Annotated in this window: 26 protein-coding genes; 16 read left to right on the forward strand and 10 right to left on the reverse strand. The window is 68.0% G+C overall.

The genetic code is table 11. From position 1 onward, the window contains the following. Positions 1-275 precede the first annotated feature (275 nt). From EV138_RS24655 to EV138_RS24670, 4 genes are all read left to right on the forward strand, one after another. Entirely contained in the window at positions 276-755 is a 480-nt protein-coding gene (locus tag EV138_RS24655; RefSeq protein WP_133981146.1) for a DUF2975 domain-containing protein, read from the forward strand. Further along, positions 755-961, forward strand: a complete 207-nt coding sequence (locus EV138_RS24660; RefSeq protein ID WP_133981147.1) for a helix-turn-helix domain-containing protein — start codon at positions 755-757, stop codon at positions 959-961. The genes EV138_RS24655 and EV138_RS24660 overlap by 1 nt, the downstream gene beginning before the upstream one ends. A gap of 63 nt (positions 962-1,024) precedes the next feature. Further along, entirely contained in the window at positions 1,025-1,552 is a 528-nt protein-coding gene (locus EV138_RS24665) for a DinB family protein (protein ID WP_133981148.1), read from the forward strand. Positions 1,553-1,681: 129 nt separating this feature from the next. Further along, the gene (locus tag EV138_RS24670) at positions 1,682-2,191 is read left to right on the forward strand and encodes a GNAT family N-acetyltransferase (RefSeq protein WP_202866812.1); all 510 of its coding nucleotides are present in this window, start codon (positions 1,682-1,684) and stop codon (positions 2,189-2,191) included. A gap of 55 nt (positions 2,192-2,246) precedes the next feature. On the opposite strand, the gene EV138_RS24675 is transcribed toward EV138_RS24670, so the two are convergent. After that, entirely contained in the window at positions 2,247-3,983 is a 1,737-nt protein-coding gene (locus EV138_RS24675; protein WP_133981149.1) for a sialidase family protein, read from the reverse strand. Positions 3,984-4,249: 266 nt separating this feature from the next. Here EV138_RS24675 and EV138_RS24680 point away from each other — a divergent pair, with 266 nt between their 5' ends. The 3 genes from EV138_RS24680 to EV138_RS24690 all read left to right on the forward strand — a co-directional run bounded on the left by EV138_RS24680 (position 4,250) and on the right by EV138_RS24690 (position 6,923). After that, a complete protein-coding gene (locus EV138_RS24680; protein ID WP_133981150.1) occupies positions 4,250-4,663 on the forward strand; it encodes a hypothetical protein in 414 nt (137 codons plus the stop codon). 1 nt (position 4,664) lies between these two features. Continuing rightward, positions 4,665-6,074: a hypothetical protein gene (locus EV138_RS24685; RefSeq protein WP_133981151.1), complete on the forward strand. Its 1,410-nt coding sequence runs from the start codon at positions 4,665-4,667 to the stop codon at positions 6,072-6,074. An 87-nt stretch (positions 6,075-6,161) separates the two neighbouring features. After that, positions 6,162-6,923 (forward strand): class I SAM-dependent methyltransferase, encoded by a 762-nt coding sequence (locus EV138_RS24690; RefSeq protein ID WP_133981152.1) that lies wholly within the window; start codon positions 6,162-6,164, stop codon positions 6,921-6,923. Positions 6,924-7,170: 247 nt separating this feature from the next. Here EV138_RS24690 and msrA read toward each other — a convergent pair whose 3' ends face one another. Both msrA and yczR read right to left on the reverse strand, forming a co-directional pair. After that, on the reverse strand, positions 7,171-7,815 hold the full coding sequence (gene msrA, locus EV138_RS24695) for a peptide-methionine (S)-S-oxide reductase MsrA (RefSeq protein ID WP_133981153.1): 645 nt from the start codon (positions 7,813-7,815) through the stop codon (positions 7,171-7,173). A gap of 82 nt (positions 7,816-7,897) precedes the next feature. Next, positions 7,898-9,334, reverse strand: a complete 1,437-nt coding sequence (gene yczR / locus EV138_RS24700) for a MocR-like transcription factor YczR (protein WP_133981154.1) — start codon at positions 9,332-9,334, stop codon at positions 7,898-7,900. Positions 9,335-9,396: 62 nt separating this feature from the next. On the opposite strand from yczR, the gene yczE reads away from it, so the two are divergent. After that, on the forward strand, positions 9,397-10,059 hold the full coding sequence (gene yczE, locus EV138_RS24705; protein ID WP_133981155.1) for a membrane protein YczE: 663 nt from the start codon (positions 9,397-9,399) through the stop codon (positions 10,057-10,059). Between the two features lie 96 nt (positions 10,060-10,155). On the opposite strand, the gene EV138_RS24710 is transcribed toward yczE, so the two are convergent. Together EV138_RS24710 and EV138_RS24715 are read right to left on the reverse strand one after the other, a co-directional pair. Further along, the gene (locus EV138_RS24710) at positions 10,156-11,085 is read right to left on the reverse strand and encodes a hypothetical protein (protein WP_133981156.1); all 930 of its coding nucleotides are present in this window, start codon (positions 11,083-11,085) and stop codon (positions 10,156-10,158) included. An 8-nt stretch (positions 11,086-11,093) separates the two neighbouring features. Then, entirely contained in the window at positions 11,094-11,678 is a 585-nt protein-coding gene (locus tag EV138_RS24715) for a hypothetical protein (RefSeq protein WP_133981157.1), read from the reverse strand. 129 nt (positions 11,679-11,807) lie between these two features. Between EV138_RS24715 and EV138_RS24720 the strand changes: the two genes are divergently transcribed. Genes EV138_RS24720 through EV138_RS24730 form a run of 3 tightly spaced genes read left to right on the forward strand, consistent with a single transcriptional unit; the run spans position 11,808 to position 15,664 of the window. After that, positions 11,808-12,962, forward strand: coding sequence for a cystathionine gamma-synthase (locus tag EV138_RS24720; RefSeq protein ID WP_133981158.1), 1,155 nt, complete (start codon positions 11,808-11,810; stop codon positions 12,960-12,962). Then, positions 12,962-14,344 carry a glutamate mutase L gene (locus tag EV138_RS24725; protein WP_133981159.1) on the forward strand — a complete coding sequence of 461 codons (1,383 nt, stop codon included), beginning with the start codon at positions 12,962-12,964 and terminating at the stop codon, positions 14,342-14,344. The genes EV138_RS24720 and EV138_RS24725 overlap by 1 nt, the downstream gene beginning before the upstream one ends. 30 nt (positions 14,345-14,374) lie before the next feature. Next, the gene (locus EV138_RS24730; RefSeq protein ID WP_133981160.1) at positions 14,375-15,664 is read left to right on the forward strand and encodes an AI-2E family transporter; all 1,290 of its coding nucleotides are present in this window, start codon (positions 14,375-14,377) and stop codon (positions 15,662-15,664) included. A 251-nt stretch (positions 15,665-15,915) separates the two neighbouring features. On the opposite strand, the gene EV138_RS24735 is transcribed toward EV138_RS24730, so the two are convergent. Further along, positions 15,916-17,532 (reverse strand): MDR family MFS transporter, encoded by a 1,617-nt coding sequence (locus EV138_RS24735; RefSeq protein WP_133981161.1) that lies wholly within the window; start codon positions 17,530-17,532, stop codon positions 15,916-15,918. Further along, positions 17,529-18,095: a MarR family winged helix-turn-helix transcriptional regulator gene (locus EV138_RS24740; protein WP_133981162.1), complete on the reverse strand. Its 567-nt coding sequence runs from the start codon at positions 18,093-18,095 to the stop codon at positions 17,529-17,531. Before EV138_RS24740 ends, EV138_RS24735 begins: the two co-directional genes overlap by 4 nt. A gap of 164 nt (positions 18,096-18,259) precedes the next feature. Between EV138_RS24740 and EV138_RS24745 the strand changes: the two genes are divergently transcribed. The 4 genes from EV138_RS24745 (at position 18,260) to EV138_RS24760 (ending at position 21,758) form a co-directional block, all read left to right on the forward strand. Continuing rightward, on the forward strand, positions 18,260-19,018 hold the full coding sequence (locus EV138_RS24745) for an SDR family oxidoreductase (RefSeq protein WP_133981163.1): 759 nt from the start codon (positions 18,260-18,262) through the stop codon (positions 19,016-19,018). Between the two features lie 204 nt (positions 19,019-19,222). Further along, positions 19,223-20,170, forward strand: coding sequence for an ABC transporter ATP-binding protein (locus EV138_RS24750; protein WP_133981164.1), 948 nt, complete (start codon positions 19,223-19,225; stop codon positions 20,168-20,170). After that, positions 20,170-20,955: an ABC transporter permease gene (locus EV138_RS24755; RefSeq protein ID WP_133981165.1), complete on the forward strand. Its 786-nt coding sequence runs from the start codon at positions 20,170-20,172 to the stop codon at positions 20,953-20,955. The genes EV138_RS24750 and EV138_RS24755 overlap by 1 nt, the downstream gene beginning before the upstream one ends. Beyond that, on the forward strand, positions 20,955-21,758 hold the full coding sequence (locus EV138_RS24760; RefSeq protein ID WP_133981166.1) for an ABC transporter permease: 804 nt from the start codon (positions 20,955-20,957) through the stop codon (positions 21,756-21,758). Before EV138_RS24755 ends, EV138_RS24760 begins: the two co-directional genes overlap by 1 nt. Here the strand turns inward: EV138_RS24760 and EV138_RS24765 are convergent, their stop codons facing one another. Beyond that, positions 21,759-23,039, reverse strand: a complete 1,281-nt coding sequence (locus EV138_RS24765; RefSeq protein WP_133981167.1) for an aminoglycoside phosphotransferase family protein — start codon at positions 23,037-23,039, stop codon at positions 21,759-21,761. A gap of 231 nt (positions 23,040-23,270) precedes the next feature. Between EV138_RS24765 and EV138_RS24770 the strand changes: the two genes are divergently transcribed. Beyond that, on the forward strand, positions 23,271-24,194 hold the full coding sequence (locus tag EV138_RS24770) for an RNA polymerase sigma-70 factor (RefSeq protein ID WP_133981168.1): 924 nt from the start codon (positions 23,271-23,273) through the stop codon (positions 24,192-24,194). 63 nt (positions 24,195-24,257) lie between these two features. Here EV138_RS24770 and EV138_RS24775 read toward each other — a convergent pair whose 3' ends face one another. Further along, entirely contained in the window at positions 24,258-25,001 is a 744-nt protein-coding gene (locus EV138_RS24775) for an SDR family NAD(P)-dependent oxidoreductase (RefSeq protein WP_133981169.1), read from the reverse strand. 50 nt (positions 25,002-25,051) lie between these two features. After that, on the reverse strand, positions 25,052-26,146 hold the full coding sequence (locus tag EV138_RS24780) for a hypothetical protein (RefSeq protein ID WP_133981170.1): 1,095 nt from the start codon (positions 26,144-26,146) through the stop codon (positions 25,052-25,054). Between the last annotated feature and the right edge of the window lie 101 nt (positions 26,147-26,247).

Consider the following 26,247-nt stretch of genomic DNA (forward strand, 5'->3'; position numbering starts at 1 on the left):
GGCAACCCCTCAGGTCACGCCGACCGGGCGACATCGACGACAGGGCAGGGTCGTCGAGCGGGTCGGCGACCCAACCATCGCCCGCCCAGATCCCCCTGTTACCCACATTGCCACTTGTTGCAGGCCGTTCTGCAACAACGTGCAACCACCTTGACGAGACAGCCGCCGGACCCTATCGAAGGTTGCTTAGGGCAACAGATTCGGCTTGGTCGGCGCAGTCGTCTCTGAAGTGGCGAGCTATTGACAATCGATAGGTAATGCATGATTCTCGATGTATGTTTACCGAGAATCGCGTGGTTGCCATGCTCAGGGTGGTGTTGGTCGTGCTGTTCGGGATCCTGGTCCTGTTCCAGACGATGTCGCTGCCGGGGCAGTTCGCGTACATGGCCAAGGAGTCGCCGGAGGACGCCTATCTGAGGTGGCCGGCGACGATCGTGTCGGTGTTCCTGGTGCTGTGTGTCGAGGTCGTCGTGGTGGCGACCTGGAAGCTGCTGACGCTGGTCAAGAACGACCGCATCTTCAGCGATTCCTCGATGGCGTGGGTGAACACGATCGTCGGTGCGATCGCCGCCGCCTGGCTCGTACTCGTGGGCGTCCTCCTGTACGTCGGATTCAAGGCGAACGACCCAGGTCTGCCGCTGCTGCTGTTCCTGCTGGTGACCGGCGTCACCGTGCTGGGTCTCCTGATGGTCGTGCTGCGCGCGTTGTTGCGCAGAGCAACTACCTTGCAGACCGAACTGCAAGGGGTGATCTGATGCCGATCGTCGTCCGCATCGACGTCGAGCTGGCCAAGCGCAAGATGAGCGTGGGCGAGTTCGCCGAGCGCGTCGGCCTCACCCCGGCGAACGTCGCCGTACTGAAGAACGGCCGAGCCAAGGCCGTCCGCTTCAGCACCCTCGAAGCGATGTGCCAGGTCCTCGACTGCCAACCCGGCGACCTCCTGGAATGGGTCGAAGAATGAGTCGGCACAGAACTTTCTGAGTAGAGGTCAGAAGCTGGCCGCTACTGTTCCTAAGCTCGAGGCATGACAACGAACGAGCAGCAGGTCCTGACCGGTGAGCGTGCCGACATCCTCGAGTTCCTCACCAAGCATCGCTACTTCCTGCGCCACACGGCGGAAGGCCTTTCCGACGAGCAGGCGAACACTCGCAGTACGGTCAGCGCCTTGACGGTCGGCGGGTTGATCAAACACGTCACGCTGGTCGAGCGGCGGTGGGCGGAGTTCGCGCAGACGGGCGGTGGCATGCCCGAGACGGCGGACTTCACTCCCGAGCTGGTCGAGTGGTGGGAGAACCAGTTCCGCCTGACCGACGGCGAGACGCTGGCCGGCGTACTGGCTGAGTACGAGAAGGTCGCGGCGGCCACCGACGAGCTCGTCCGCACCCTCGATCTCGACAAGAGCCACGAGCTTCCGGCCGCTCCTTGGCAGCCGCCGGGCGTCTTCTGGTCCGCCCGCCGCGTCTTCCTCCACATCGCCGCCGAGACCGCCCAGCACGCCGGCCACGCCGACATCATCCGCGAGGCGATCGACGGCCAGAAGTCCATGGGCTGACTTCTCACCTTCGTACGGCGTACGTCCGGCGGCGGACCGGGCGTACGGAAGTGGGTGGAAAACCTGGGGACATGGTGGTGTTCGGCGGGTTAGCGTGCGGACGTCGGTACCTCGGCTTGGAGGAGTCTCGTGAGCGGTTCGGAGTACGTGATCAGGGCGCTGCGGGACGACGATCCGGAAGTCATCGCGGCGGCAATGGCCGCGATCGGCTGGAACAAGCCGCTGTCGCAGTACGAAAAGTACGTCGCGCAGCAGCGAGACGGTGTGCGCAGCGTCCTCGTGGCCACGGTCGACGACGAGTACGCCGGCTATGTCACGGTGAACTGGAAGTCGCCGTACCAGCCGTTCAACGGGATCCCGGAGATCCAGGACTTCAACGTGCTGCCGAAGTTCCGCCGCCGCGGGATCGGCAGCGGTCTGATGGACGCGGCCGAGGCGTTGGTTGCCGAGCGCTCCGATGTCGTTGCCATCGGCGTCGGTCTGTACGCCGACTACGGCACGGCCCAACGCATGTACGTACGCCGTGGCTACATCCCCGACGGCCGCGGCATCCTCTACAAGCTCGAGCCGGTCCCGCCAGGCGAAATGGTCCGCAACGACGACGACGCCATCCTCATGTTCTCCAAGCCGCTCCGCTGACGGCAGGATGACGACGGAGGAGCCTTGTGCTGCTCCTCCGTCGCCGGGCGCCGGATCAGGGTGTCGGATCCGTGTACGTTCCTCCGAAGATGTCGCTGTTGCCGAAGGTTGCCGGGCAGGTGCCGAGCACATTCGGCGGGCTCAGCGGGTTGGCCGTGTAGAGCGAGGCACGGTAGGCGTTGATCGACCCGCACGGTGCCGCGTCGCGGGTGTCGTTCCAGACGGCGACCGCGAAGTCGTTGGTCGCCGCGGCGTAGACGTAGTCGCCGAGGAACTCCGAAATCAGAGCGTTCGCGCTGCTACCGCGGGGATCTCCGACCGGGCTGCGTTCGAGCTCCGACCAGCCGGTCGGTACGCCGTTGACCACGTTCGCGTGCAGGACAACGCCGACCAGCCCACGCGCGCTCGTGGTGTCGTCGCGGTACGGCGTGGTGAACGCGTTGTAGACGACGTACAGGTCCGACCCGTCCGGGGAGACCGCCGGTGCGCTGTAGAACGGCCGGTCGCCGCTCGCGATCGGCACTGCCGACGGGGTGGCCCAGGACTGTCCGCCGTCGCGGGTCCAGGTGAGCATCAGTTGCTCGTGGTTGAGCCCCTGACGGGCATCGGCCCAGGTCATGAACATCTCGTTGGTCGCGCCGGCGCCGGTGGGGCGGCCGTTCGCGATGTCGACGTTCGGTCCACCGGCGAGGTCGACGCGGGCGCCGGCGATGCCGTCCATCACCGGACGTCCCTGGACCGGGTCGAAGACGCCGGGCTCGACGACGGTTGCCACGAGCAACGGTCCGGTCCAGTGTGCGCCGCCGTCGGTGGAGCGGTACATCATCTGGTACGTGGTTCCGTGCCGGGTGCCGATGCCGAAGACGTACACGTTGCCGGCGCTGTCAGTTCTCACGACACAACCGTCAGGCTGGCTGTTGAGGCCGTTGCTCGTCGCGGGGCCGACCTGCTTGGTGATCCAGCTAAGTCCGCCGTCGGCCGACCGTGCGACCGTCAACGGCACCGGGAACGCCTGTCCGCGGCTGTTGCTGCGGAAGGACGACCAGCACACGTAGACATGGCCGAAGAACCTGCTGCTCGCGGCGTTGTCGGCCCAGATCTGCTCCTTGTCGGAGAACGTGGTGGCCGACTGCTTGGAGATGATCACGGGCGCGCTCCAGGCGGACGCGTCGTTCGCCGCGGCGGCGCGAACGTTGTCGGTGGTGGACACTGCGATCGCCTCGACACCCCGGAAGGTCTCCAGTCGCCGGTCGGCGCTGAAGTTGGAGGTCAGGTTCGCGTAGTACAGCCGCGATCCGTTGTTCCACGAGAAGGTGCCGCCCGCACCAAGTCGGGGGCCGAAGGCAACGGCCGGATCGCCGTCGGACACCAGCCCGGCCTCGTAGTAATGGGGGAGTGTGCCGATCGGGCCGACATGCGGCGTACAGGCTGCCGGGCCGAGGCAGTCGCGGGCAGTCCAGCCGGTGTACGTCGGTTGTGTCCAGGCGCCGCGGTTGAAGGAGAAGTAGACCCCGGACACTCCGACGCCGTCGGTGAACGGGCAGGTCGTCGGGTCGCCTGCCGCGCAGGACTCCATGTCGATCTCGTCGTTGGCTCCGGCGGCCATCACCGACGGGTCGTGCGCGTCGATGGCGACGGCCGGCTCGTTCTGCTTGTTCTGCGAGAACGGCGTCGACGGGCTGCCGACCGTCACTTCCTGGTCGGCCGGCGAGGCGAAGGCAGCGACGGCGGCTCCGGCGAAAGCAGCCGCGAGTACGGCGACGGAAGCGATGACGCGGCGTGGTGCGCCCATGATGCCTCCCCGGGACAGCCATCGGCCCGGGACCGTTTCCCGGCCCGTCTGGCCTTTCGACAGTGCACCCGCACCCCCACCCGCGCAACACCTCGAAGCCGCCGATCACCTCCCGCCACCACCCAACAACAGCCCGCTTACGAAGGTGGCCCGCGCAGGTCTGTCCGGTGGAGGAGCCGATGCGGCCAGAGTTGCTCACAGCACCTGTTCACCGTCGTGCGAACTCGGCGGGCCGGGACGGACCCGGGATTCGTTAAGGTTCGGGTATGGACTTTGAGACCGTGGACACCCAGGTGCGTGCGCTGTCCGACTCGCTGCGGGGTGCGGATCAGGCGACGATCGCGGCCGAGGTCGAGCGGTTGAAGAATCTGGCGGCGCTGATCCCGGACGACCTCTGGCGGGCCCGCGCCCTGGCCAGGGCGGAGCGGCTGCCCGAGCTGATCACCGGGCCGGCGCCCGGTACGAGTGAGCAGTTCGAGCGGGCTGTCCAGTTGCAAGGTGAGGCCGCGAGCGCGCAGGGGTCGACGGAGGAGCGCATCGCCGTGGCGGAGTCCGCGATTCGCGCCATCACGGAGCTGGCCGATCAGGCCCCCGCCCGCGAGGCCGGCACGATCCTGCGGATGAACTCGTCACTGGCTCGGCTGATCGAGGAGCTCCGGCTAGAGGGCCAGACGGGCTGACATGCCCAGTCAGAAGGGCAGGGAGCTTCCGGCGTCGTCACCCGAGTACCAGTGGGTGGCGAGCGTGATCAGGTCCGTCGAGCAGCGGACCGGTTCGCCGACGCGGTGGAACAAGCAGGTCTTCGAGGAGCTCGACCCCGGCGTACTCGGCAGTGCCCATGCCGACGGCGCGATGACGGTCAGTCCGGGCAGGGTGCTGGATCCGGTCAGGCACGCCTACACGGGCGGCCGCCCGTTGACCAACGACGAGAACTACCGCCTTCGAGACGCCGCGGCCACCGTCACCCACGAGGCGGTCCACCTGTCGTCGCACTACGGCGATCCCACGGTGCCCGGCGCGCACCCGACTCATGACCCGGCGGGCCGCGCACTCGAGGAAGGACAGGCCGAGCACTGGACCCACCGCAACCTCGACGGCGTCATCGCGGATGTCGGGCTCGACCGTGCCGCGCCCGGTGTGCTGACCCAGCCGAGCATGGACGCCTACCCGGCGTACACCTCGGCGTCGGCGGACCTGAACAGCGCTCTCGCCGCCCGCACGGGCCAGTCCACCGACGAGATCGCCACCCGGTTGATCGGTACCGAGCGGACACAGCGCTGGAACGAGGCGGCCGACATGGTCATCGACCAGCGCCTCGGCGGCCTGATGCCGGAATCCCACCGCGACGCCGTCCGGGCTCAGGTGGTCGCGCCGGCACGTGCCGAGTTCGAGAAGCTGGCGACGGCACAGGCCGACAAGTCGCTGAACAGCGCACAGAAGACCATGCTCGCCAGGGACGCCGCCAGCCGCGCTATCAGTGGCATGGACCAGGCAGTCGGCCACGCGGAACAGCACTATCAGAACTGGTACCAACAAGAAGCTGCGCGGCAGGCCCCGCAACAAACCGCTCAGCAATCAGCCACCCCACAAGGCCAGCAGACCACCCCGCAACAAGCTGGCTCGCAGCAAGCCCAGCAGACGGGGCCGCAACAAGCTGGCTCGCAGCAAGCGCAGCAGGCGGGGCAGCAAGCCGGGCCACAGCAGGCCCAGCAGAGTGGACCGCAGCAAGCGCAGCAGACTGCGCCCCAGCAAGGGCAACATTCAGCGCCACAGCAAGGGCAGCAGGCCGGACCCCAGCAAGGGCAGCAATCATCACCGCAGCAAGGGTCGCCCGGGGGTGAGCCTCGGCCAGAACCCGTTCAGCAAGGCCAGGCGCAAGCGACCAACCAGCAAACGACGCCCAGCACCGGACAGGCCGCTTCGCCGGAGGTCGCGAAGCTCCGAGCGATGATGAGCGGCCAAGCTCCCGCGTCCGGTGCAGTCCACGTCAATGGCAATTCAACCGACGGCGCCCGTGCCGACCGCAACGGACAATCCGCCGGCCAGCAAGCCACCCGAACCACCAAAACCCCGACCCCCGAACGCGGCTGAGCCAGCACCTCGCTCTGAGCCGCGAGGTACGAGCGGTGGCCGGGAAAATGGCGAGCGGAGGCGCGTGGGAGGTGCCAGGATGCTGGCATGGTTGTGCGTGCGTTGAGCTTTGGGACGGTGGCGGAGGCGTACGAAAGGTTCCGGCCCGGGTACCCGGTGGAACTCCTCGAGCTGGTGACGGCGTACGCCGGTATGCCGATCCGAAACGCTCTCGAGATCGGCGCCGGGACAGGCAAGGCGACGCGCCTGTTTGCGCAGGCAGGGATCGCCGTCACGGCGACCGAGCCGGACGCTGCCATGCTCGCCGAGCTACGCAAACACCTGCCGACAAACGTCACCACCGCGCAGGCCGCCTTCGAGGATCTGCCCCTGGATTCGGCGTACGACCTGGTCTACTCGGCCGCCGCCCTGCACTGGACCAACCCTGAAGGCCGGTGGGCCCGCATGTCCGCACTCGTCCGACCGGGCGGCGTGTTCGCCTCGTTCGGAGTACCGATCCAACTGGCCGACCCGGCGCTCCAGGATGCCGCGCGCGCGGCACGTGCCCCGTACCTGGAGGACGACGGCATCCCATCGCCCGACGGCACCCCCGCGGATCGCCCGATGCAATGGCCCGGCACGGAGCTCCAGCAATCCGAGTGGTTCACCGACGTCCAGCAGTCGGTGATCGAAAGACGCCTGACGATCAGCGCCCACGACTACATCGGACAACTCTCCACAGTCTCGGCCTACGTAATGCTGCCACCCGCCGATCGCAACGAGGTCTTCCGCCGAACCCTCGAGATCCTCCCCGAAACCGTAGAACTCGACGCCCAAATCCACCTCCACCTAGCCCGCCGCCTCCCTTGATCCAACACCTCTCTTGCGGTGATGCCTGTAGCAGTTCGGGTTAGCAGACAGGATCGGCGCTGGGGTTGGAGTTCGAGCGGGCTACATGAAAGCGGGCGTCACCTCGAGAGGTGACGCCCACCTTTGGGAACTTGGCTGGTGACGCGCACGCATCTTCAGCCGCGACGTAGGAGCGGCGACCCGGGGTGGGTGGGTCGAGCGGCCGACGTAGGAGGCGCGATGCGGGCGCTTCCCGTAGTACTAGGTGTTACTCCGGGAACGGCACTCCGGTGTTGCTGTGGCAGCGGTAGCCGTTCGGGTTTTTGTAGCTGGAAAGGTACTGCTGGTGGTAGCCCTCGGCGTAGTAGTGGGAGCCTAGGGGAGCGATCTCGGTGGTGATGTCGCCGTAGCCGAGGGGCTTGATGACCGGGGCGTAGAGGTCGCGGGTGCGTTCGGCTTCGGTGCGCTGGGCGTCGGTGGTGTAGTAGATGGCCGAGCGGTACTGCGAGCCGAGGTCGTTGCCCTGGCGCATGCCCTGGGTCGGGTCGTGGGTTTCCCAGAAGACCTTCAGCAGGTCGGTGAAGGTGGTCTTGGTGGGGTCGTAGACGACGCGGACCGCCTCGGTGTGGCCGGTGCGGCCGGTGCAGACCTCCTCGTACGACGGGTTGGGTGTGTACCCACCCGCGTAGCCGACGGCTGTCGTGTAGACGCCGGGCTGCTGCCAGAAGATCTCCTCGGTGCCCCAGAAGCAGCCGGTGCCGAACCAGACTTCCTCGAAGCCGGCCGGAGCGGGCGCGGTCTGCGGCGTACCGAGCACGATGTTGTCCGCCGGTACGGCGAATCCGGGCTCCTGGCGGCCGGGCAGGGCAGCCTCGGGCTCGACCAGGGCTGTGTTGCGCTTGAAGAACGACATCTCACGCCTCTCGCAGAGTGACTTTCATAGTCTCTCAACGCCGCCCCGCGGGCGAACCTTCCCCCACCCGATTACGGGACGCTCACGCGATCATCGCCGTACGCCGAGGTGGCGCTCCGGCAGCCAGTCCGGCGTACGAGTCGGCCAGTCGCCGTACTGCGTCACGCAGCGTGTCCGCGTCGAGCGTGTACGGCAACCGCAGGAAGCTCTCCAGACCCCCGTCCGGGGAGAAGCGAGAGCCGGCCACCACCAGTACGCCGTTGCGCTGCGCGACCCCGACCAGGCTGGAGCCGACCGGATCGGGCAACTCGCACCACAGCGACAATCCGCCACCCGGTACCTCGAACCGCCACGACGGCAGCGAGGATCGCAAGGCATCCGCGAGTGCGTCCCGTTGCAAAGCCAGCGCAGTACGCCGTTCCGCCAGTACTCCGGCGCGCTCCCGCAGCAACCGGCAGACGACCAGTTGCTCCAGCACCGGCGCCCCCAGATCCAGCGAGCCCCGAGCGTCGAGGATGCGAGCAACCAGTGCCTCCGGCGCCCGGATCCACCCGATCCGCAGCCCGCCCCAGAACGACTTGCTCACCGACCCGACCGTGATCACACCCGCCGGATCGAACAGTGCGAACGGCGGCGGCATCTCCTGCCCGTCCAGCGCCAACTCGAACAGCGTCTCGTCGATGATCGCCGTCGTCCGTGCACGGGCGAACGCGATCGCCAACCGCTGCCGATCGGCCGCAGACATCAACCAGCCGGTCGGATTCTGGAAGTCGACCACCATCCAGGCGGCCCGCGGCGACGTCTGCCGGATAGTTGCCTCCAGCAATGGAAGGTCCCAGCCGCCGGGACTCATCGGGACGGCGACCACCCGGCAACCGCTGCGCCGGATGGCATCCACCGAGTTCGGGTGGGTCGGGCTCTCGGTCAGCACCCGGTCGCCGATCTGCGTCATCGCCCGGATCGCGATGGACGTCGCGGCCAGCGCGCCGGCGGTGACGATGATCTGGTCGGGCGAGGTGGCCAGTCCGCGAGCCTCGTACGACGCCGCGATCGCCTCGCGCAACTCGGGCAACCCTTGTGGGTGGTAGCCGGGAGTCGCCAAATGCCGCGGGAGATCTTCGAGCGCCTCGCCGACCGCAGTACTGATTCCCGGTACCGCGGGGGAGGCCGCGCAAGTGAAGTCGTAGAGCCCTTCCGTGTCGATCCCGGGCGCGTGGTGACGGCCGAGTTCGGGCTCGATCTTCGACGGGAGCGAGGTGACGCTGCCCGAACCGCGGCGGCTGGTGAGGTAGCCGCGGTCGCGCAGTTCGCGGTACGCCGAGGCGACGGTCGTCCGGCTGACTCCGAGGGCGTCGGTGAGTTCGCGCTCGCTCGGCACCCGAGCGCCGGGCATGATCCGGCCGTCGGCGATCAGCAGCCGGAGCCGCTCGGCAAGACTCCGGTACGCCGGGCCGGAGGCGCCCGACCAGTCACCGAGCAGGCCGGAGAGGGTGCTCGCCGGGACATGTTGGCCTGTCATGCGGTCCACTATTGCTCAATTGGCTATCGAACACCAGGCCAATCGCCCGCAAACTGGTTCGTGTGACCGCCACTGCCGAAGCCCCGCGCGCTCTTGCCGCCCTCAACCCGATCCAGCAGCTCCAAGCGGGCCAGTTGCCGCGCCGCCTCGTGCAGCTGTACGTCGGGCTCACCCTGTACGGCGCTTCGATGGGCCTGATGATCCAGGGCAACCTCGGCCTCGATCCCTGGGACGTGCTGCACTCGGGCATCACCAAGCATCTCGACGTCAGCTTCGGCACCGTGGTGATCGCGATGAGCTTCGTGGTGTTGCTCGGGTGGATCCCGCTGCGGCAGTGGCCCGGGCTCGGCACGATCAGCAACGCCATCGTGATCGGGCTGGTGACCGACCTGACGCTGTCGACGGTGGATCGCCCGGACGCGCTCTGGCTGCGCATCGTCTTCATGGCCAGCGGAATCGTGGTCAACGCGCTGGCCGGTGCGCTCTACATCGGCGCGCAATTCGGCCCCGGTCCGCGCGACGGGCTGATGACGGGCCTCGTACGGCGTACTGGTCTCAGCGTGCGCCTGGTCCGGACGACCCTGGAGGTCACCGTGCTCGCGATCGGCTGGCTACTCGGCGGCGTCGTCGGCTTCGGAACCGTCGCCTACGCCCTCGCCATCGGACCGCTGGTCCACTTCCTCCTTCCCCTCTTCACCGTCCGCTTGCCCGCAGCAACCAAGTAGTCCGCGCCGGAAGGCGGGGAACCAAAGCAAGCTGCGAGGCCGGCCCGCAGGGGTGGGCCGGCCTCGCAGCTGTCAGTAGCTGTGCGGTAGTTGCTGTCAGCGCTCGGTTTCGGGGCCGGCTCGGTGTTTGCCGCCGGTTTGCTTGGCCGCTTCGCCTTGGTTCTGCTGGACCTGGGCGCTGGCCTGAGCGGTCGCAGGCGTTTGGGTGACCGCGCCGCGAGGGTGGGTGGTGCCTTGGAGTGCCCAGGCGGGGTTGTTGGCCTTCTCGGCCGCGGTCGCCTGCGGGGTTTGGCCGCCCAGGCGTTCGGCTGATTGGCCGAACTGCTGGATGGCGGCGTTCAGTTCGTCCCAGTTCTTGGCGGTACCGATGGCGGCGGCCTGTTCGCTCAGAACCTTGACGTCCTTCGGGCTGACCGTGTTCTGAAGCGCGGGGTCGGTCCGGAACGCCTGGAAAGCCGCGCGGGCGGCGTTGGCGCGGACCGACGTGTTGGTCTGCTTCTCCTTGAACCAGCGCGACACCTTGCCGACCGCGTTCTGACCTGCCGCGACCGCCTGGCGGCCGGCGGCGGCCACCTGGCGTCCGGCGTCGGCGATCCCGCGACCTGCTGCCGTCGCCCCGTCGATCGCCCGGTACGCGACACCCGTGGCAGCCGCCGCGGTCCACTCAGCCGCCCCGGCAACGTTGTCCCGGCCGCGCTGACCCATCTCGGTCAGCCGCGCCGCGGCTTCCTGCCCGCCTTCAACCGTGCGGTCCACCGCCGTCTGCCCTGCGGCGACGGCGTTCTGCCCGAGGGTGCGAGCGCCGCTGGCGAGCCGCTGTGCGTAGTCGCTCAGCCGGGCCGCGGTTCGTTGCGCCGACTGGATCACGCGGTTGGTCGCGTTGTAGATCGGTGCGAGCGCCTGGTGGGTCTGGATCGAGCGCTGCAACGCCTGCTGCTGGCGCGGGTCGAGGTTGGCCAGCCAGTCGAGCGCCTGCTCGCGGTTGCCCTGCTGCCACATACCCGGGCCCTGGTGCGGAGTGGTCATCAGAACTCCTAGTCGATGTAGACGGCGTAGTTGACCCCGACGGACGGGGTGAGCGGGTCTCGCGAAGGCGCGTCGCTGAACAATTGGAGCTGCGCGCCCGGTCGCAGCCAGACGGCGAGATGCCGCCGATCCGCGCCCGCGCCCGGACCCCACTCGTCGAGAAAACCGGGGTTGCCGACCGAAGTACCGACGTACGCCGGTTCGCCCCAGGTCTTCACCGCGAGGTCGAAGTGCGCCGGCCAGGCGGCGTCGAGCCCGGCCTCCGCCTCGGCGATGTCGTCCGGTCCGATCTCGTACGCCGACCAGCCGCTCGTCCGCACGTCGGCGAACGCGAGCCCGTCGAACACGATCATCGTGATGCCGCGCCGGGTGGTGAATCCCCAGGAGGCGGACTCGTCGCCGATCTTCTCGCCCGGCTCGAGCGGCCAGGGCTGCCAGCCGGTCGCGGCTGTCACCCGCTGCACCAGCGCTCTGACCACCTCTTCACCGGTCCGGTCCGAGTCCGGCCCCGCCACAGCGGTCCAGTCCGGAACCTCGGCCAGATCGGCCATCGCCAACGCGTCGTCGTCGAGCGACCTGTCCTGCGTCTTCATCCGCGCTTGAACCCTTCCTCCACAGAGACCGCTTTCCGGCGAACCGGTCCGGATCCTGCTCCATCACGAGCTGTCCACGGAACGGTAGGCCCGGATCGGGGTCATCAGACCAGGCCGTACGCTGGTCCGGTGACCTACGAACACTCCTACGGATTCGAGACGCTCGCCATCCATGCCGGGAACGAGCCCGACCCCACCACCGGCTCGGTGGTTCCGCCGATCTACGCGACCAGCACCTACAAGCAGGACGGCGTCGGCGGGCTGCGCAACGGCTACGAGTACTCCCGGTCGGCCAACCCGACCCGGACCGCGCTCGAGGAGTGTCTGGCCGCGATCGAGGCCGGGACGAGAGGGTTCGCCTTCGCCAGCGGCCTGGCCGCCGAGGACACGCTGATCCGCTCGCTCTGTGTGCCGGGGGACCATGTGGTCTTCCCCGACGACGCGTACGGCGGCACGTTCCGGCTGTTCTCGAAGGTGCTCGGCAACTGGGGCGTCGAGATGACCCCGGCGGCCGTCACGCACCCGGAGGCGATCCGGGCCGCGATCCGTCCGGGCAAGACCAAGATCGTCTGGCTGGAGACGCCGACCAACCCGCTGCTGAACGTGGCCGACATCGCCATCGTGGCGCAGATCGCTCACGACGCCGGTGCGTTGCTGGTGGTGGACAACACGTTCGCCTCGCCGTACCTGCAGCAGCCGCTCGAGCTCGGTGCCGACGTGGTGGTGCACTCGACCACGAAGTACATGGGCGGTCACTCGGACGTCGTCGGCGGTGCGCTGATCGTTCGCGACGCGGAGCTGGCCGACAAGATCGCCTTCCACCAGAACGCGATCGGTGCCGTCGCCGGGCCGTTCGACGCCTGGCTGGTACTGCGGGGCATCAAGACCCTGGGCGTTCGGATGGACCGGCACAGCGACAACGCCGAGAAGGTCGTCGAGTTCCTGCAGCGCCACAAGGGCGTCACCTCGGTGCTCTACCCGGGCGTCGACGGCCACCCCGGCCACGAGACCGCGGCCAAGCAGATGAAGCGCTTCGGCGGCATCGTGTCGTTCCGGGTGACCGGCGGCGAGCAGCACGCGCTGGACATCTGCAACAAGGCCGAGGTCTTCACCCTGGGCGAGTCGCTGGGCGGCGTCGAGTCGCTGATCGAGCACCCGGGCAAGATGACCCACGCCTCGGTCGCCGGCACCCCGCTGGAGGTCCCGGCGGACCTGATCCGGCTCAGCGTCGGCATCGAGACGATCGACGACCTGCTGGCCGATCTCGACCGCGCAATGTCCTGATGCAGTCCTTTGTGGCGGTCGACTTCGGGTCGACCTTCACGAAGGCGATCGCGGTGGACGCCGGCTCGGGTGAGTTGATCGCCCGGGCCGAACACCGCACCACGATCGACACCGACGTGCTGGACGGCTATCAGGCCTGCCGTACCGCGCTTCTCGCGGTCGACAAGGGGATCGCCAAGGCCGAGGTGCTCGCCTGTTCGAGTGCGGGTGGCGGTCTGCGGATCGGTGTCGTTGGCAACGAAGAGCTCGTCACCGCCGAAGCGGGCCGCCGGGTGGCGTTGTCGAGCGGTGGCCGGGTGGTTGCCGTGGTCAACGGTGGACTGACGGCGACGTCTCTGAAGGCGTTGCGGGCCGAACGTCCGGACGTGGTGCTGTTGCTGGGCGGCACGGACGGCGGCAACTCCGCCGTACTGGAGAACGCGGCAGCCGTGCTCGCGAAGTACAAGTGGCGTCGGCCGGTGGTTGCTGCTGGCAACATCGAGGCACAGGGTGTGGTCGGCTCCATGCTTGCCGAGGGCAACGTGCCGCACGTGCTGGCGGACAACGTCGTACCGGAGATCGGGGTGTTCGCGCCCGACAGTGCGCGGGCCGCGATCCGGGAGATGTTCCTGGCGCACGTGATCGGTGGCAAGAACCTGTCGCGCGATCCCGGGTTCGCCCGGATGGTCCGCGCCGCGACGCCTGACGTCGTACTACGAGGTGTCGAGGTGCTCGCGTCGTTGCACGGCGATGTCGCCGTGGTCGACATCGGCGGGGCGACCACCGACGTCCACTCGGTGATCGAACTCGACCCGGAGGACGCGAACCTCGGCCGCGAGGTGGTCGCCACGCACCCGGTCACGCGCACTGTCGAAGGTGACCTCGGGATGCGGTGGAGCGCCGTACCGGTGGTCGCCGCCGGGGTCGAGGCTGGGCTGATCCCGGAGGATCCGGTACTGCGGGTTGCGGCGAAGCGGCGGCACGACGAGCCGTCGTACCTGCCGGATTCGGCCGACGAGACGTCGTACGACGAACTGCTGGCGCGGGTGGCCGTGACGGTGGCGTTGCGGCGGCATGCGGGGCGGCAGCGGGTGGTGTTCGGTCCGGGTGGGCGGGTGATCGAGCGGTCCGGCAAGGATCTGCGCGAGGTGGATCTGCTGGTCGGGTCCGGGGGAGTGCTCCGGCACAACGGTCCTGACCTCGCGGCCCGGGTACTGGGAGCGGTCGCTGCCGGCGCCCAGGAGGAGGGCTGGCTGGTGCCTTCGGGGGCACGGACCTGCGTGGACACGGAGTACGTCCTTGCTGGGGTCGGGCTGCTCGCCGATGTCGCCCCGGTCGCCGCGGAAGGTCTCGCCCGGCGGGTGGGCTCGAACATTCATGGAACCGGTACTACGGGGAACTAGTCTCAGCAGGACCTGAGACCCGGAGGTGCCATGAACAAGCCGGACGAGCCGGTGGGGCGGGACGACTCGGCCGACGTACCGGACGTCGGGCGGGACGAGGAGAGTCCTGTCGCGGACAACCAGGCGGCCGACGAGGTCAGCTCGACGGTGGTACCGGAGGACGGAGCCGGCGTCGTGATGCCCTCCAGCCGCGGACCGGTGGATGTCGGGGTGACGGCCGGCATGCAGATCGCCAGCGCCTGGGCGTGGCGGTTCCTGGTGGTCGTGGCCGCGGTCGTGGTGATCGGCTACGGACTGCAGTACCTGTCCGAGGTCGTCATTCCGGTGGTGGTCGGCGTGCTGCTGACCGCCCTGCTGGCGCCCGCGACGAATACGCTGCACCGCGCCCGGGTCCCGCGGGGCCCTGCGGCCGGCATCACGGTGATCGGCACGATCGTGCTGGTGGCCGGCCTGCTGACCCTCGTCGGCACCCAGATCGCGACCCAGTTCGACAAGTTGTCCACGCAGGTCGGCGAAGGTGTGCAGAAGCTCCGCGACCTGGTCAAGATCAACCTCAACGTCACCGACCAGGACATCACGGACTCGCTGAACAAGGTGAAGGACACCGTGATGAAGGGCGGCGCGCTCGGCCAGCGCGCGGCCGAGGTCGGTACCACGGCTACGCACGTCGTGGCCGGACTCTTCATCTCACTGTTCTGCCTGTTCTTCTTCCTCTACCAGGGCTCGCAGATCTGGGCCTGGCTGGTCCGGCTGTTCCCCCTGCAGGCCAGGGAGAAGGTGGATTCGTCCGCCCGGAAGGCGTGGGTCTCGCTGACCGCGTTCGTCCGGGCCACCATCATCGTGGCGGCCGTGGACGCGATCGGGATCTCACTGGGTGCGGCGATCCTCGGGCTGCCGCTGGTCAGCGCGATCGGGATCCTGGTGTTCGTCGGCGCGTTCGTCCCCGTGGTGGGTGCGTTCGTCAGTGGGATCGTCGCGGTCCTCGTGGCATTGGTTGCCAAGGGCCCCATTGTTGCGATCATCATGCTGGCCGTGGTGATCGCCGTGCAGCAGGTGGAGGCGCACGTCCTGCAGCCGTTCCTGCTCGGCCGGGCGGTGAGCGTTCATCCGCTCGCGGTGATCCTGTCGATCGCCACCGGCGTGGTGATCGCGGGGATCGTGGGCGCCCTGGTCGCAGTACCGACAGCCGCCGTGCTCAACACGATCGTGAACCACCTGGCCGGCAACGACGTCGACCCAGAACCACCACGACCACTTCCCCGCCGGCCACTGCCCCGACGAAGAACATCCCCCGCACCCAACCCCGAAGCGCTCGAATAGAAACAGCAGCCCCGAAGGTTCCGGGGCTGCGGCTGTGTCACCCCCCACTGCCTTTCCTTGCAAACAACAGCAATCCCCCAGAAGGGGCTGCGGCTGTGTCACCCCCCACTGCCTTTCCTTGCAGACAACAGCAGCTCCAGAAGGGTCCGGGGCTGCGGCTGTGTCACCCCCCACTGCCTTTCCTTGCAGACAACAGCAGCCCCCAGAAGGATCTGGGGGCTGCTGTTCTGTGTTGCTTTTTCAGTTGTCTGTCAGTGCATCGCGCCGGCGGCGGAAGCCTCCAGGTCGGCGGTGTCGCCGTCGGCCTTGGGGGCGTCGTTGCGACCGGCCAGCCGCTGCTCCGGGGTGATGATCGCCAGCACCAGCGCGATCGCCAGGAACGGAAGCGAGACCAGGAACACGTCGTCCATCGCGTTGACCAGACCGGACAGCGCCCAGCCCTTCATCGGGTCCTTCAGGCCGTGCAGCGCCTGCACGCTGTTCGCGGCCTTGGCGAGCTGGTCGACCATGCCCTGCATCGTCTGCGGGACGATGTCGCCCAGGTGCACCTTCAAGCGGCTGGTCAGCACCGCGCCGTACACGGCCGTACCGATCGCGCCACCCATCGAGCGGAAGAACGTCATCGTCGAGGTCGCGGTGCCCATGTGCTGCCGGGGCACGCTGTTCTGTGCCGCGGTGACGGTGATCTGCATCGACAGACCCAGGCCGGAACCCATGATGAACATGAAGATCGCCAGGTGCCAGTACGGCGTGTTCATCCCGATCGTGGACAGCAGCACCATCGCGCCGGCGACCAGGACCGCGGAGATGATCGGGTAGATCTTGTAGCGGCCGGTCTTGCTCATCAGCTGACCGCTCGGGATCGAGGCGCTGAAGATACCGACGATCATCGGCAGCAGGGCCAGGCCCGACCGGGTCGGGGACAGGTCCTTGACCGCCTGCAGGTAGAGCGGCAGGAAGATCAGCGCACCGAACATCGCGAAGCCCAGCAGGAAGGCGAACCCGGCGTACCCGGAGAAGATCCGGCCCTTGAACAGGTCCATCGGGATGATCGGCTCGGAGACCCGCAGCTCGACCAGGACGAAGCTGACGGCCAGGACGACGGCGCCGATCAGCAGCGCCAGGGTCGTTCCGTTGCCCCAACCGTTGTTCGGGCCGCTCCAGGAGACCGCGAGCAGCAGCGCGGTGACAGCACCGGTGACGATCGCGGCACCCAGGTAGTCGATCTTGTGGCTGCGCTTCACGTGCGGGAGCTTGAGGACGGCGGCCACGATGCCCAGGGCGACCAGGCCGATCGGCAGGTTGATCCAGAAGATCCAGCGCCAGCCGGGACCGTCGGTGAGCAGACCGCCGAGCAGCGGGCCGGCCACCGAGGACAGGCCGAACACGGCGCCGAAGTACCCCATGTACTTGCCGCGCTCACGCGGCGGGATCACGTCGCCGATGGTGGCGAACGCGAGGGACATCAGACCGCCGGCACCGAGACCCTGGACGGCCCGGAAGCCGATCAGCTGCTCGATGTTCTGCGACAGGGCGGCCAGCACGGAGCCGGCCAGGAAGGTGACGATCGCGGCGATGAACAGCGGGCGGCGACCGTACAGGTCGGAGATCTTGCCCCACAGCGGAGTGGAGGCGGTCGAGGTCAGCAGGTACGCCGTGACCACCCAGGACAGTTTGTCCAGGCTGTTGAACTCGCTGACGATCTGCGGCAGCGCCGTACCGACGATGCTCTGGTCGAGCGCGGCCAGGAACATGCCGGCCATCAGGCCGCCGAGGATCACCAGGATCTGTCGGTGGGACAGGTAGTTCGGTGCATTGTCGGGCGCTGGGGACGCGCCGCCAGTCGTAGCCGGCTCGGTGGTGCTCATCGGTTCTCCACGTTCTTCTCGGTGTTCTGGTGCGCGGCGTTCTCAGGCGCGGCGCCGTGATGCGCGGCCATTGCGGCGGTCCAGCCCTTGTCGGCCCAGGCCCTGCCCTCGCCCCGCTCGTCGACGATGCTGGTGACCCCGTCCGCGAACCGGGTCATCAGCTTCTCGAAAGTCTCGATATCGGAGTCGGTCCAGCCCTCCATGGCCTGGGTCAGCAACTCCATCCGCCGCTTGGCGGCGGCTTCCCACTCCGCGGTACCCTGCTCGGTCAGCTCGACCCGGAAGGCCCGGCCGTCGTCGGGATCGGCCGACCGCTGGATCAGGCCCGCCTGCTCCAGCGCCCGGACATGCCGGCTCGCCGTCGAGGCGTCGATCTCCATCCGGGCGGCCAGGTCGGACAACCGCAGTGCCCCGTTGCACCGCAGGACGAACAGCACCAGGTGGGCGCTGTGGTCGATCGTGTCCCCGGGCTGCTTGGACTTCAGCCGGCGGCCGATCCGCGTGAACGCGTGCAGGACCCCCTCGAGCGGGGTCTGCGGAGCGTACGGATCATTTACATGCATGGTGCAAGCATATACATGCTTGCGTGATACACGCAAATGAGTTTCCGGTCTCTCGGGGTATGCGGCAACTGATTAACGAACTGTGAGCTGCCGATTACGGAGAGTTGACGAGGCAAGATTGCTTCAGCTCAGCGTTGGTGCTGCGGCCAGGCGAGGAGGAACGGATGCAGCAGGTCGCGGTGGTCACGGGTGGCGGGTCGGGGCTCGGGCGCGAGATGGCGTTGGCTCTGGCCGCGGCCGGCTTCGACGTCACGGTGACCGGGCGGACTCTGACGAAGCTGGAGGAGACCGCCGCGGCGGGGGAGCAGGTGGCCGCTGTCGGTGCTGCCGGAGTGGGTACGTTGCGGACCGCCGTACTGGATGTGACCGACGGACCCGCAGTACGGGAGTTCTTTGCTTCGCTCGAGCGGATCGACCTGCTGGTGAACAACGCCGGCACGGGGATGCCTGCTGCTCCTGTCGAGGAGGTCAGCGAGGAGGATTGGCGGGCTGTGGTCGACACCAATCTCACCGGGTCCTTCCTGTGCGCACAGGCGGCGTACGCGCTGATGCTGCGGCAGAAGCCTTCCGGTGGGCGGATCATCAACAACGGGTCGATCTCCGCGCACGTACCGCGACCGCAGGCGGTCGCCTACACCGCGAGCAAACACGCCATCTCAGGTCTCACCAAGGCCCTCGAACTGGAGGGCCGAACCCACGGCATCACGGCAACCCAGATCGACATCGGCAACGCAGCCACCGCGATGACCGAACGCATGGAACAAGGTGCCCTCCAACCGGACGGCTCGATCCGCGTCGAGCCGACCTTCGACCCACGCACGGTTGCGGCCTTCGTGGTCCAGATCGCCCAATTGCCTACGTCGGTGGCGGTCCCCACGCTGATGGTGATGGCAGCAGGCATGCCGTACGCCGGCCGCGGCTGAAGCTACGGCCAGGCCGGCGTCGTCGCCCTCGAGCCTTCCACTGAGTGGATACAAACCTGCAAATACGCACAACTTGTTACCACTCAACGAAAGGACCTCCGGAGTACCGCCAACTAGGTTCACCTCCGGAGTGCCCGCCAACGAGGTGCGGGCGCATTTCGTGGTACGAGCGAAGTGTCTGAGGTGGCGTCTAGGGTCGGGGGTGTGACGGGACAGGTGGAGGCGCTGGTTCGGGCGCGGGGGTTGCGGAAGTCCTATGGGGACTTCGAGGCCGTCGCGGGGATCGACCTGGATGTGTGGAAGGGCGAGGCGTTCGGGTTCCTCGGGCCGAACGGGGCCGGGAAGTCGTCGACGATGCGGATGATCGGGGCGGTGTCGCCGGTCAGTGGGGGCGAGTTGCGGATCCTGGGGATGGATCCGGCCACCGAGGGTCCCGCCATCCGGGCGCGACTCGGGGTCTGCCCGCAGGACGACACGTTGGACACCGAGCTGTCCGTCCGGGAGAACCTGACCGTCTACGGCCGGTACTTCGGGCTCAGCCGGGCCGAGTGCCGCGAGCGGGCCGACGAGTTGCTGGAGTTCGTCGCGTTGACGGAGAAGGCGAAGGTCAAGGTCGACGAACTGTCGGGCGGGATGAAGCGGCGGCTGACGATCGCGCGGTCGCTGGTGAGCAAGCCGGATCTGCTGTTGCTCGACGAGCCGACCACCGGGCTGGATCCGCAGGCGCGGCATCTGTTGTGGGACAAGCTGTTCCGGCTGAAGCAGGCGGGCGTGACGCTGATCATCACGACCCACTACATGGACGAGGCCGAGCAGTTGTGCGACCGCCTGGTGGTGATGGACGGCGGACTCATCGCGGCCGAGGGCTCCCCGGCGGAGTTGATCCGGGACTACTCGACGCGCGAGGTGACCGAGTTGCGGTTCGGGCCCGAGGTGATGTTCGCGGACCACGACGCGCTGGCCGGCAAGGTGGCCGACCTCGCGCAACGGATCGAAGTACTGCCTGATCGCCTCTTGCTGTACACCGACGACGGCGAGCGGGCAGTCGCGGCAGTGCACGAGCGCGGGTTGGAGCCGGCCGCGGTACTGGTACGCCGGTCGACGCTGGAGGACGTGTTCCTGCGGCTCACCGGCCGGACGTTGGTGGACTGATGACCGCTGTCGCGATCGAGAACGGGCAGAGACAGTTCGACTACTGGCTCACCGTCTACAAGCGGACGTGGAAGGGCAGCCTGGTCAGCAGTTTCCTGTTGCCACTGCTCTATCTGGCCGCGATGGGCATCGGCCTCGGCTCCTTCGTCGATGCCAACGGCACCGGCTCGCTCGGTGGGGTCAGCTATCTGCAGTTCATCGCGCCGGGCCTGCTCGCCTCGACGGCCCTGCAGATCGCGGTCGGCGAATCGACGTACCCGGTGATGAGTGGTCTCAAGTGGCAGAAGTTCTACTACTCGATGATCGCCACGCCGCTGCGTCCGGCGGACGTCATGTACGGGCAGCTGGCCTTCATCGCCTTCCGCGTCGCCAGCACTTGCGCGGTCTTCCTGGCGGTGATCGCCGCGTTCGGTGGGTTGAGATCGCCACTCGGACTGCTGGGGTTGCCGGTCGCGCTGCTGGTGGGGATGGCCGCGTCCGCGCCGGTCTGCGCGATCGCGACGACGCTCAAGAACGACTCCGGCTTCGCGATGATCTTCCGGTTCGGTGTGATACCGGCTTTCCTGTTCTCCGGTGCGTTCTTCCCGGTCTCGCAGTTGCCGGACTGGATCGAGTGGCTTGCCTACGTCAGCCCGCTGTGGCACGCGGTCGAGTTGTCGCGGGATCTGAGCCTGAACACGGTCGAGTTCTGGCCGGCGCTCGGCAGTCTCGCCTACCTCGCTGCCTGGTTCGTGGTCGGCACCTGGTTCGCCGTGCGCGGCCTGACGAAGAGGTTGATCAGCTGATGGCGACGCTTGCTGTCCGGGTGATCCCGGTACCGATCCGCGTCGGCAACGGCCGTCAGGTCGTCGAGCGCAACTTCCTGGTCTACCGCCGGTCCTGGGTGATGTTCGTGTCCGGCTTCTTCGAGCCGGTGTTCTACCTGTTGTCGATCGGCATCGGCGTCGCCAAGCTGGTCGGCGACTTCACCCTGGCCGACGGCACGGTGATCGGGTACGCCGCGTTCGTGGCACCCGCGATGCTCGCGAGCTCGGCGATGAACGGTGCCGTCTTCGACTCGACGTACAACATCTTCTTCCGGATGAAGTACGCGAAGCTCTACGACTCGATGCTGGCGACCCCGCTGCGGCCGTGGGACGTCGCGACCGGTGAGGTGACGTGGGCGTTGCTGCGGGGCGCCTGCTACTCGGCGATGTTCCTGCTGGTGATGCTCGTGATGGGATTGATCCAGTCCTGGTGGGCCCTGCTCGCCCTGCCGGCCTCGGTCCTGATCGGGTACGCGTTCGCCGGCGCCGGGATGGCGATGACCACGTTCATGCGGAGCTGGCAGGACTTCGAGTTCGTCCAGCTCACGACGATGCCGATGTTCTTGTTCTCGGCAACCTTCTACCCGGTCCAGACGTACCCGGGCGCGATCCGCTGGCTGGTCGAGATCACCCCGCTCTACCAGGGCGTCGCCCTCGAACGCGCCTTCACCACGGGAACCGTGAGCTGGACGCTGATCATCAACGCGCTCTACCTGATCGCGATGGGCACCCTCGGCATGTACGTCGCCTCCCGCCGCCTCGGCAAACTCCTGCTCAAGTAGCTATTGCTCGAGGAGCCGGCGGGCCCAGTAGAGGCCGCCGCGGAGCATCGACTCCTGGCTCGCTTCGCCGACGTAGTCGTGCAGATAGAGGGACGTCATCAACTGGTGCAACGCGCCCAACTGCTCTGCCAGCAGGAGCGCCTGGCGCAGGCTCTCCGGGGACGCGAACTCCGCCCACTCGGACAGGTAGGCGTCCACCACCCGCGGATCCCGGGAGAGATCGATCCGCTTGTCGAAGAACGTGACCAGATCCAGGAACGGGTGCGACAGCGCGGCATCGGTCCAGTCGAACGCCAGCACCTGCCCGTCCCGGACGGCGAGGTTGCCCGGATGCAGATCGCCGTGCAGCAACGTCTCCGGTACGCCGATGTCGGCCAGCTCGGTGATTGCCTCGCGCAACCGATCGGCCTGGGACAGCAGGTTGTCCCGCTCGGCCTGCTCCAGCTGGTCGCTGACGAGGTTCGGGCCGAAGAGCCGGTCGATCTCCTTGTCGAGGATCGTGAGCCGACGGTCGACGCAGCCGAACTCCAGCAGCCGATCCGGCGACGATGCATAGCTGCGTTGAAGCCGGGCATGCCCACGCATCGCGGCGATCCACACCTCGATGTCCGTCTCGGCGGCCAGCGGCGTACCGAGATCCGGCAGCAGCATCCAGACCCGGTCCTCGTCGATCGCCACCGGTGAGACCACCTCGCCGGGCCGCTCGTCCGAGAGATGCCGCAATAGCCGCGGCTCGTGCGCGAACAGCAAAGGCAGTGAATCCGGCCGAGCCGGCGTGATCGTGCTGGTGTGCGCAAGGGCCTTGAAATAAGCGGCTCCCGCGGCAGTCGGACACCGTAGGACGTTCGACAACCCCCACGACCGCACCTGAGTCGGTACGCCGGTCAGCGGCGACCCGGCGGCGGTCAGCCGATCGTCGATCCACGCGAGCGCCTCGTCGTACCAGCCCGGCTTGGTCCAAGCAGGCGTGACCGGATGGTCGGCGGGCAGGTCGAGGTGGAGCCGGGCTGCCTTGACCAGGGGATCGTCGACGTCAGTCACCCAATCGGCGCCGGCCGCGGAGCCGACGATCAGGTAGTCGACCCGCTGGGCTTCCCGATCGTCGTCGAGGCAGGCCAGAACGTAGCCGTCGACTCCCAGTTCGTCGTGAAGAGCACGCAACGGGGCTTCGACGTCCGGGAACCAGAAGTCGTCGGGCATCAGGACCCGACCGGACGGCGTCATCAGGATCGACTTGCCGTCCGGGTGGACCACGACTGCTCTAACCGTCGTACCTGACACATTCACACCGATCTGTGGGGGAGCCGCATCGTAGGTGACACGAGGCGCGTCCCACTACTGTGTAACGGTGAAGGCCGCCAGTACCGCGGACGCCGCCTGGTTCTGCCGGCATCCGTCGTTGCCGGCGCGGAAGGTGAAGAACCGGGTCACGGTTGGACGGCGTCGAGGTGGTCGAGGGGAATCGGCACAGCGAGCGCCGGCAGTCCGGTTCCTGACGGGGAGGTCGACGCGATGACCGTGGCAGAGGAGTTCGAGGAGCTGCGGGGGCTGCTTTTCTCGATCGCCTACCGGATCCTCGGCAGCGTCGCCGAGGCAGAGGACGCGGTCCAGGAGACCTGGCTGCGCTACGAGTCGTCCCCGACCACGCCCTCGTCGACCAAGGCGTTCCTGTCCGCCGTCGTCACCCGGGTGTCGATCGATGTGCTGCGTTCGGCGCGGGTCCGGCGGGAGCAGTACGTCGGGCAGTGGTTGCCCGAGCCGCTGCTCAACGATCCCTACGAGGATCCCGCCCGCTCGGCGGAACTGGCGGACTCGGTCTCAATGGCGGCCCTGCTGCTGCTCGAGCGGCTGTCTCCGCTGGAACGCGCGGTCTTCGTCCTGCGGGAGGTGTTCGGCTTCGGCTTCCCCGAGGTCGCGTCCGCCGTCGGGCGGTCGGAGGCAGCCTGCCGCCAGTTGGCGGTCCGGGCGCGTCGCCACATGGATGGGGGACGGCCCCGGTTCCCTGCGGATCCTCAGCAACGCGAGGAGCTGGCGGCACGGTTCTTCGACGCGCTCCGGGACGGCGATGTCGAGGGAGTGCGCGAGCTGCTCTCGGCTGACGCCGAGATGGTCGGGGACGGCGGCGGTAAGGCGCCCGCGCTGGCCAGGAGCGTGATCGGCGCAGACCATCTGGCCCGCCTGCTCGCGTCGATCTTCCCGGTGCTCGCCCGGATCGACGCGAGTGTGGAGGTGTGCGAGCTGAACGGGCAGCCCGGCGCGATCCTTCGCGACCGCGACGGCAAGGTGGTCAGCACTTTCGTGCTCGACATCCTCGACGGGCGGATCCAGACCATCCGCTCGGTGCTCAACCCCGACAAGCTCGGCCACCTGGGTCCGGTCGGCGACGCCTGGGCGATCACCCGCGAGCTGCAGCACAACCGCCGGCTTGCCGACTGACCTGGGCAGCGTGCCGGCAGCTCAGGGCGGATCCAGCCGATCCGCCCTGAGCAGGTCAGGCACTCACCACGCGACCGGACCCAGGCGGTCGACGAAGATCCCGGTCGGCCCGTCGGCGTCCAGCATCGCGAGCCTCAGGATCGAGTCGGTGCCCTCCGTGACCGTGAGCGCGCCGGTGTGGTTGTTCATGTCGGTGGCGGCGAACTTCTTGTTGGCGGTCTCGCCGGGGGTCGCGAGGTTGAACTTGATCTGCGGCAGCGCCTGGGCATACCGGACGGTGATCATGTTCAGCGCCGTCTTCGACGAGCTGTAGGCGAGTTCGTGGAACTTCGAGAAGGGCTGCTCCGGGTCGGTCACGACCGAGAACGAACTGCCGCCGCTGGACACCATCACCACACGAGGGTTCTCCGCCGCCTGCAGCAGGGGGAGGAAGGCGTGCGTCACCCTGACCGGCCCGTAAACGTTGGTGTCGTAGACGGAGTGGATCTCCTCGGCCGTCGCCTCCGCCGGCGCGATGCCCCGTCCCGGGGCGCCCGCGTTGTTGATCAGCACGTCGAGCCGGTCGGTGTGCTTCTCCACCAGCCGGACGGCCTCGGCCACCGACTCCTCCGAGGTCACGTCCAGCGGGATCAGCACCACGTTCACGCCGTCGGCGGCCAGCCTCTCGGCCGCTTCCTGTCCCCGGCCCTCGTCGCGCGAGCCGAGATAGACCGTCCAGCCCTGCTCTCCGAGCCTCCGGGCGGCTTCGTAGCCAAGTCCTTTGTTGCCTCCGGTGATCAGCACCGAGGTCCTTTGTGAGTTCGTCATGCCCCCGAGACGAGAGGCCGCGACCGGCTGTGACATCGGTGCCGCGTGGTCTACGTCACGACCGGCGGCCGTGACAGGGACCGGGCCGCCGGCTGTCGCAGGGACCCGCCGGGCAGCTGTTGGTCGACAGTGACACCGGCGCCTCGGTACAGGATCCCTCCGTTGCCCTCGCAGCCACCGCCCTGGCCCGCGTCCAACAGCACCTCGCTGCCTGACCGGGCTTGCGGCACAGACGGGACGCGAATTCCGCGGAGGACGATCGCACCCAGCAGGCCGGCCACCACCTGGGCGGCGATGACCAGGCCGAACCGCAGACCGCCGGCCGTGTCGAACGGTGTGCCGGGCGCGATCAGAAGGGTGAGTTGGTAGCCACCCGAGCAGAACATCGCGCCGGTACCGAGCCCAGCAGCCATCAGCGATCCCCCGGCCCGGATGGCTCGTGGCCGGTGCGAGACGAGGATGACCAGTCCCACCAGTCCCGCCAGCGCCAGACTCGCCGTCGAAATGTCCAGCGCCCGCTGGGCAACGCTCCGGCCGTTTCGCGCCTCGCTGGTCAACCCTGTTGATCCGCCGAACGCCCAGAACAGGCGGGCGGCGACAACAAGCGCGACCAACGCGCCGACAGCGGCGATCAGCCGGACCTGGATCGTGCTGGGGGAGCCCGCGGGGCCGAGACGGGCGCGGAGAACGTGCGCCCAGCGGGCACGGACATGCAGAACGAACGTCACCGCAAGTCCGGTGCCCTGCAGGATGAAGCCCGCGTAGACGACGCCGTACACCCACCCCTGCAGACCGTCGATGGGGTTGTCTGCCGCGGGCGTGGGCGTGTTCCCGGCGAGGAAGCCGAGTGGCGCCGCGAGCATCACCGGCGCCAGCAGACCTCCGGCCACCCACAACGGGAACAAGACCATCCAGGCCGGCAGCCGTCGCCCCCACGGGTGGACGAGGGCCAACGCCAGCGCGGCGCCGGTCAGCTCCATCGCGGCGGTGATCGAGTTGCCGACAACGAACGGCGCCGTGCGCATCAGCCCCGGTTGAACGACGCCGATGTCACTGCCGAGCAGCCAGGCGATCTTGATCGAGAGGTACGGCATCATGGCGGCGACGGTGACGCACCCCGCCACGTGCGGGGTCGAGATCTTCATGCCCTCAGTCTCATCACGCCGCCAGCCGCCGAGTTCCCTCCGGCGAACGAAGGTTCTCCCTCACGAAAGGGAATTCCAATCAGGCCGTCTCCAGCCGGCTA

Origin of the sequence: Kribbella voronezhensis (genome assembly GCF_004365175.1) — a bacterium.
In the GTDB taxonomy this organism is placed as follows: domain Bacteria; phylum Actinomycetota; class Actinomycetes; order Propionibacteriales; family Kribbellaceae; genus Kribbella; species Kribbella voronezhensis.